The 5,934-nt window shown below is 70.7% G+C and carries 6 protein-coding genes; 3 read left to right on the forward strand and 3 right to left on the reverse strand.

Annotated elements, in window-relative coordinates; translation table 11 throughout:
- Window positions 1-165: 165 nt before the first annotated feature.
- Complete coding sequence (locus NON22_RS19165) at window positions 166-525, reverse strand: hypothetical protein (RefSeq protein ID WP_257388570.1); 360 nt, start codon at window positions 523-525, stop codon at window positions 166-168.
- A 138-nt stretch (window positions 526-663) separates the two neighbouring features.
- On the opposite strand from NON22_RS19165, the gene NON22_RS19170 reads away from it, so the two are divergent.
- Window positions 664-1,455: an undecaprenyl-diphosphate phosphatase gene (locus NON22_RS19170; protein WP_257388571.1), complete on the forward strand. Its 792-nt coding sequence runs from the start codon at window positions 664-666 to the stop codon at window positions 1,453-1,455.
- A gap of 167 nt (window positions 1,456-1,622) precedes the next feature.
- On the opposite strand, the gene NON22_RS19175 is transcribed toward NON22_RS19170, so the two are convergent.
- Entirely contained in the window at window positions 1,623-1,778 is a 156-nt protein-coding gene (locus tag NON22_RS19175) for an entericidin A/B family lipoprotein (RefSeq protein ID WP_257388572.1), read from the reverse strand.
- Window positions 1,779-1,847: 69 nt separating this feature from the next.
- A complete protein-coding gene (locus NON22_RS19180; protein WP_257388573.1) occupies window positions 1,848-2,399 on the reverse strand; it encodes a hypothetical protein in 552 nt (183 codons plus the stop codon).
- A 189-nt stretch (window positions 2,400-2,588) separates the two neighbouring features.
- Between NON22_RS19180 and NON22_RS19185 the strand changes: the two genes are divergently transcribed.
- Both NON22_RS19185 and NON22_RS19190 read left to right on the forward strand, forming a co-directional pair.
- Window positions 2,589-4,754 carry an ATP-binding protein gene (locus NON22_RS19185; protein WP_257388574.1) on the forward strand — a complete coding sequence of 722 codons (2,166 nt, stop codon included), beginning with the start codon at window positions 2,589-2,591 and terminating at the stop codon, window positions 4,752-4,754.
- Window positions 4,754-5,866 (forward strand): hybrid sensor histidine kinase/response regulator, encoded by a 1,113-nt coding sequence (locus NON22_RS19190; protein WP_257388575.1) that lies wholly within the window; start codon window positions 4,754-4,756, stop codon window positions 5,864-5,866. The genes NON22_RS19185 and NON22_RS19190 overlap by 1 nt, the downstream gene beginning before the upstream one ends.
- Window positions 5,867-5,934: the final 68 nt, after the last annotated feature.

Here is a 5,934-nt window from a genome sequence, read left to right on the forward strand (position 1 = left end):
CGCGCTCGTCGGCCGCGAGCGGCGACCGCGGCCGCAGGCCGCGCAGCACGTCCCAGCCGTCGCGGCGCAGCGCCGCGACGACGAAGCCGCCGATGAAACCGCCCGCGCCGAGCACCAGTACACGGCCGCGTCGCGGCACAATCTGCCCGTTCGTCTGCATGCTCCCTACTCTGCCGTGCCGGCCGCGCGCACGGCCTCGGCATGGCAAGGCAGGCAGTAGCTCGCCTGCGGCGTACGCAGCGGCCTGCCGCAGGTCGGGCATTCGGGGCCGTGCAGGCTGCGGCGATGGTGGCGGATCGCGTCGACGCGAGTTTCCTCGACGCCGGTGACCGCACGGTATTCGGCCAGTGCGGCCAGTCCGTGCGGCTGCCGCAGCGCCTCGTCGAGCGGGGCACCCGTATCGCTGCGGTACTGCTTGATCTCCCGCAGATCTTCCTGCAGCAGCGGCTCCATGCGCTGCCACTCGACTTCATCGAGCATCGCCACGACTTTCTCGCAACGCCAGCACCAGGCGAGGACGGACATGAGGCGATTCCGGCAGACGGGGAAGCGCCAGCATAACCGTCATCGAACGGCCGGCAATCCGCCGCCGCCCGGACACAGCCGGCCGCGCCGAACCGCTAAGCTAGCTGCCCGGCCGGTTCCGGCAAGCGCGCGTCCCGCATGAACGACATCCTCAGCGTCATCCTCCTCGGCCTCATCGAGGGCATCACCGAATTCCTGCCGATTTCGAGCACCGGCCATCTGCTGATCGCCGAGCACTGGCTCGGCGCACGCTCGGATCTGTTCAACATCGCGATCCAGGCCGGCGCGATCCTCGCGGTCTGCCTGATCTACCGGCAGCGGCTGTGGCAGCTCGCCGTCGGTTTCGGCGCTAGTGAACAAAGGGACTATGCTGCAAAGTTGCTGCTGGCGTTCGCGATCACGGCCGTGCTCGGCCTGGCCGTCGCCAAGGCCGGGTTCAAGCTGCCCGACGCGGTCACGCCAGTGGCCTGGGCGCTCGTGATCGGCGGCATCTGGATACTCGCGGCGGAACGGCTGGTCGCGAACCGGCCCGAGGTCACGACGATCGCCTGGCGCACGGCCGCACTGGTAGGTCTGCTGCAGGTCGTCGCCGGCGTGTTTCCGGGCACCTCGCGTTCGGCCGCGACGATCTTCGTGGCCCTGCTGGCCGGCACCACGAGCCGCGCCGCGGCGACCGAGTTCGCGTTCCTCGTCGGCATTCCGACCATGTTCGCGGCCTCGGGCTACGAGCTGCTGAAGACCCTGAAGCACGGCGAGATCCGCGAGGACTGGGGCCTGCTCGGCATCGCGTTCGCCGTGTCCTGCGTGACCGCGTTCGTCGCCGTGCGCTGGCTGCTCGGCTACATCCGCACGCACCGCTACACGGCCTTCGCCTGGTACCGCATCGCGCTGGGCTTGGCGCTGCTGCTCGGATTGCCGGCCGGCGCCTGAGCCGCCGCCGGCGCCGGCTTGCGCCAGCCGGCATCGAGGTGTCGCACGCTCCCTCGTTCCGCCAAACGAAAAGCCCCGGCCCTGAGGCCGGGGCTCCGTGTCGTGCCGCGAGGTGGCGCGGCAGGACGCGGTCCGATCGGGAACGGCGGACAGGCGGCGGAACTGACTCAGTGCTCGCGCGCCTTGTCGGAAGCCTTCTGGATTTCCTCGCCGGCCTTCTCGACGTCCTTGCCGGCGCCCTTGATCGTGTGACACGCGGTCAGCGACGCGGAACCGATGACGAGCAGCAGCAGCGCAGCGACACTCTTGAGCATGAGTTTCATGGTGCAGTCCTTTTCGTAGACCGGGGTTGAGGGACCGGCACCGGCCGGCCCGCGGATTCGGGATTCGGGTCAGCGATTGCCGGCGTCGGCCATCGCGTCGGCCTCGCGCAGGCGCTCGTCGCGGCGCGTCTCGGCCGCGGTGACGGCCGTGTCGTAGTCGGCCTTGGCCTTGGACTGGCAGTCGTCCTTGGCCGCGCCGGTCAGTGCATCGCAACGCTGGTCGGCCACCTTCTTCGCCGCTTCGGCGTCGGTCTTCGCGACGTCGTAGTCGGCCTTGGCGCGCGTGCGCAGCAGCTCGGCCTCTTCCTTGGTGATCTTGCCGCCGGCCTTGTCCGTGGCCGTGCCGACTTCCTTGTTCGCCTCCGCCCGCAGCTCGCCGGCCTCGCGCTCGGCCTTGCTGAGGTCCTTGTTCGCGTCGGCCTGGACCTTCGCCAGATCGGCCTGGGCCCCGGCCACATCCTTGTTCGCTTCGGCGCGGGCGTCCTGCATCTTCTGGCCGGCCTCGGCCTGGGCCTTGGCCACGTCGGCGCGGGTCTTGGCCGGATCTTCCGGACGGTCGCAAGCGGTCAGCAGCAGCGCGGCACTCAGGCCGGCGATCAGCAACAGCGGTTTGGTGTTCATGACGACTCCATCAGGTTCGGTGGCTTACAGTCCCAGGAGTTCAGCCTTCGTGCCAGCCCCAACAGCGTTCCAAGCCATTGATTTTACTTGGCCATAGCGCTGCCCGAGGTTGCACTAGTCCCATGCGGCGGTCCGCAGCCCGTGCAAAACGCCCGGCCTGCCTCACCGCCTTTCGACCGGAGCACGCGTTTGGCCGACCCCACCGCAGAGCGGATCGACGCCGGATCGCCCGACTGGGACGGCTGGCAGCGCTATCTGCTGCTGTTCGCGCTCGCCCTGATGCTGCTGCTCGGCGTGGGCTGGGCCGCGCTGAGCAGCGGCGCGCAGATGTCCTCGACCCTGCACGAAGTGACCCAGCTGCAGGAGGCGACCAAGCGCCTGTCGGTGCTGCTCGCGCGCACGGTGGACCTGGAAACCGGCCAGCGCGGCTACCTGCTGACCGGCGACGAGCAGTACCTGCAGCCCTACCGCGAGGCCGAGCGCCAGATCGGCGCGGACTTCCGCGCCGTCGACGAGGCGCTCGGCGAATACCCCGAGGCGCGCGAGGAACTCGCGTCGATCGAGAACGCGCTCGCCACCAAGCGCGGCGAGATCGCGACCTCGCTGGCGATCTATCGCGAGCACGGCCCCGACCAGGCGCTCAAGGTCATGCGCACGGGTTTCGGCAACCAGGCCATGGAAGACATACGCCGGTCGATCGGCCGGCTCACGCTCGACGCGCGCGGACTGATCGCCGAGAAGCAGGCCTACCTCGAACACGCGATGGCCCAGCGCAACGTGTCGATCTTCTCCTCGCTGGGCCTGGCCATCGTCGCGAGCCTCGCCGGCGTCGTGCTGCTGCGCCGCCATCTGCGCGCGCTGCGCCAGGAAGCCCGGCTGCGCGAGGCGGCCGCGCGCTCGGACCGGGCGAGCCGCGAGAAGAGCGCGTTCCTCGCCAACATGAGCCACGAGATCCGCACGCCGCTGAATGCGATCTTCGGCTTCAGCCAGCTGCTGACCGAACGCGTGACCGACGCGCAGGACCGGCGCTACGTCGACGCGATCGTGACGAGCGGACGTTCGCTGCTCGCGCTGATCAACGACGTGCTCGACCTGTCGCGCATCGAGGCCGGCAAGCTCGACGTGCGCCCGGCGCCGATGAACGTGCGCGAGCTGATCCAGAGCGCCGAGCTGCTGTTTTCCCAGCTCGCCGCCGACAAGGGCCTGCGCCTGGATGCGCGCGTCGACGCGTCGGTGCCCGACGGCGTCGAACTCGACCAGGCGCGCCTGCGCCAGATGCTGTTCAACCTCGTCGGCAACGCGGTCAAGTACACCGACCACGGCTACGTGCGCATCCGCGCGAGCGCGACGCCGGATCCGGACAGCGAGCTGCACGCGACCCTGCTGATCGAGGTCGAGGACAGCGGCGTCGGCATCGCGGCGGCCGATCACGAGGCCATCTTCGAGCCGTTCACCCAGGCCGCGGCCGACGCAAACCAGCGCGAGGGCACCGGCCTGGGCCTGTCGATCACGCGCCAGCTCGCGCATCTGATGGGCGGCGAGATCGGGCTGAACAGCGAGCCCGGCACGGGTTCGTGCTTCCACATCCGGCTGCCGCGCGTGCCGCTGGCCGTACTGGCCGAGGGCGCGCCGGTCGACGGTGCGGAATTGCAGGCGCTGCCGCCGCTGACCATTCTCGTCGCCGACGACGTCGCGTTGAACCGGCAGCTCATCGACGCCTTGTTCCGCGGATCGCCGCACCGGCTGATCATGGCCGAGGACGGCGTCCAGGCCGTCTCGTTGACCCGCGTGCACCGGCCGTCGGTCGTGCTGATGGATCTGCGCATGCCGCGCCTGGACGGCGTGGCGGCGCTGGAGCAGATCCGTGCCGACGGCGAGCTCGCGCGCACGCCGGTCATCGCGGTCACCGCGTCCAGCCTGCTCGGCGAGGAAAGCCGCCTGCGCGAACGCTTCGACGGCTACGTGCGCAAGCCGATCACGCGCGAGCGGCTCATGGCCGAGCTGCGCCGCGTACTGCCGGCTCCGGCCGCCGGCAGCGCCGCGCGCGCCGACGCGACCGCCGAGGAGGCACCGCAGCGGCCGCAGGCCGTGGCCGAGGTCGTCGCCGAGCTCGAACGGCTCGAACGCGAAGCCTGGCCGCGCCTGCGCGCGTCGCTGGCGGTGCGCGAAACCACGCGGCTCGCCGAGCAGCTGCTCGCGCTGGCCGAACGTTGCGGCTCGGCCGCGCTGGCGCGCTATGCGCGCCGGCTGCAGTCGGCCGCGGCGCAGTTCGACCCGATCGCGCTGGAAGCCACGCTGACCGACTTCCCGGCCCAGCGCGCCCATCTCGCCGCCTACCTGCAGGACCCCGCCTGATGCCGTTCTCCGCTCCCGCTCGCGAACCCCTGATCCTGATCGTCGACGACCAGGCCGCGAACATCCAGCTGCTCGGCCACATGCTGTCGGATGCCGGCTACGACGTGATGCCGGCCAATTCCGGCGAGCAGGCGCTGGCCCGGGCCCAGGCGCGGCGGCCCGATCTCGTGCTCATGGACATGATGATGCCGGGCATGGACGGCTTCGAACTGTGCCGGCGGCTCAAGGCCGATCCGAACCTGCTCGAGGTGCCGGCGATCTTCCTGACCGCGGCGACCGACCGCGAATTTCTCGTGCGCGCGTTCGAGCTCGGCGCGGTCGACTACATCACCAAGCCCTTCGTCGTCGAGGAGCTGCTCGCGCGCGTGCGCACCCACGTCAATCTCAAGCGCGCGACCGAACACCTGCGCCTGATGGTGCGCGAGCGCGACGACGTCACCGCGATCGTCGCGCACGACCTCAAGAATCCGATCTCCAACATCCGCTTCGCCGCGCAGATGCTGCGCCGGCCCACGATCGACGCCGGGCGCCACGCGGGCCTCGTCGACGACATCGTCAGCTGCTGCGACGAGGCGATCGAGTTCATTCAGCGCTTCCTGCAGCGGCGCGCGGCAATCGAGCGCGTGCGCACCCTGGAGTCGGCCGTCGTCGACCTCGGACAGCTCGCCGACCGCGCGATCGCACGGCAGCAGGCGGCGGCCGAGGCGCGCGGCGTACGTCTCTTGCGCGGCGGCGCGCCGCTCGCCGCGCAGGGCGACCCGGCCGCGCTGCGCAACGTGCTGCAGAACCTGATCGCCAACGCGATCCGCTACGCGCCGACCGGCTCGTGCATCGACGTGCAGCTCGACGCCGACCGGCCCGGCTATGCGCGCGTCTTCGTCATGGACCGCGGCCCGGGCATTCCGGCCGCCGAGCGCACCAAGCTGTTCCAGCGCTTCGCGCGGATCACGCATGCGGGCACCGACGCCGACGAAAGCCTGTCGACGGGCCTGGGCCTGGCGATCGCGCGCGACGACATCGAGCAGATGGGCGGTTATCTATGGTTCGAGCCGCGCGCCGGCGGCGGCAGCGTGTTCGCGTTCGAGCTGCCGCTCGCGGCCGCGGCGCACTGAAGCGGAGCCGGCACGAGCGCCGGCCCGGGGCCGCACGATGCCGCGCACGCCGATGGCGCGGTGCGGCA

The organism is Tahibacter caeni (genome assembly GCF_024609805.1).
Taxonomy (GTDB): domain Bacteria; phylum Pseudomonadota; class Gammaproteobacteria; order Xanthomonadales; family Rhodanobacteraceae; genus Tahibacter; species Tahibacter caeni.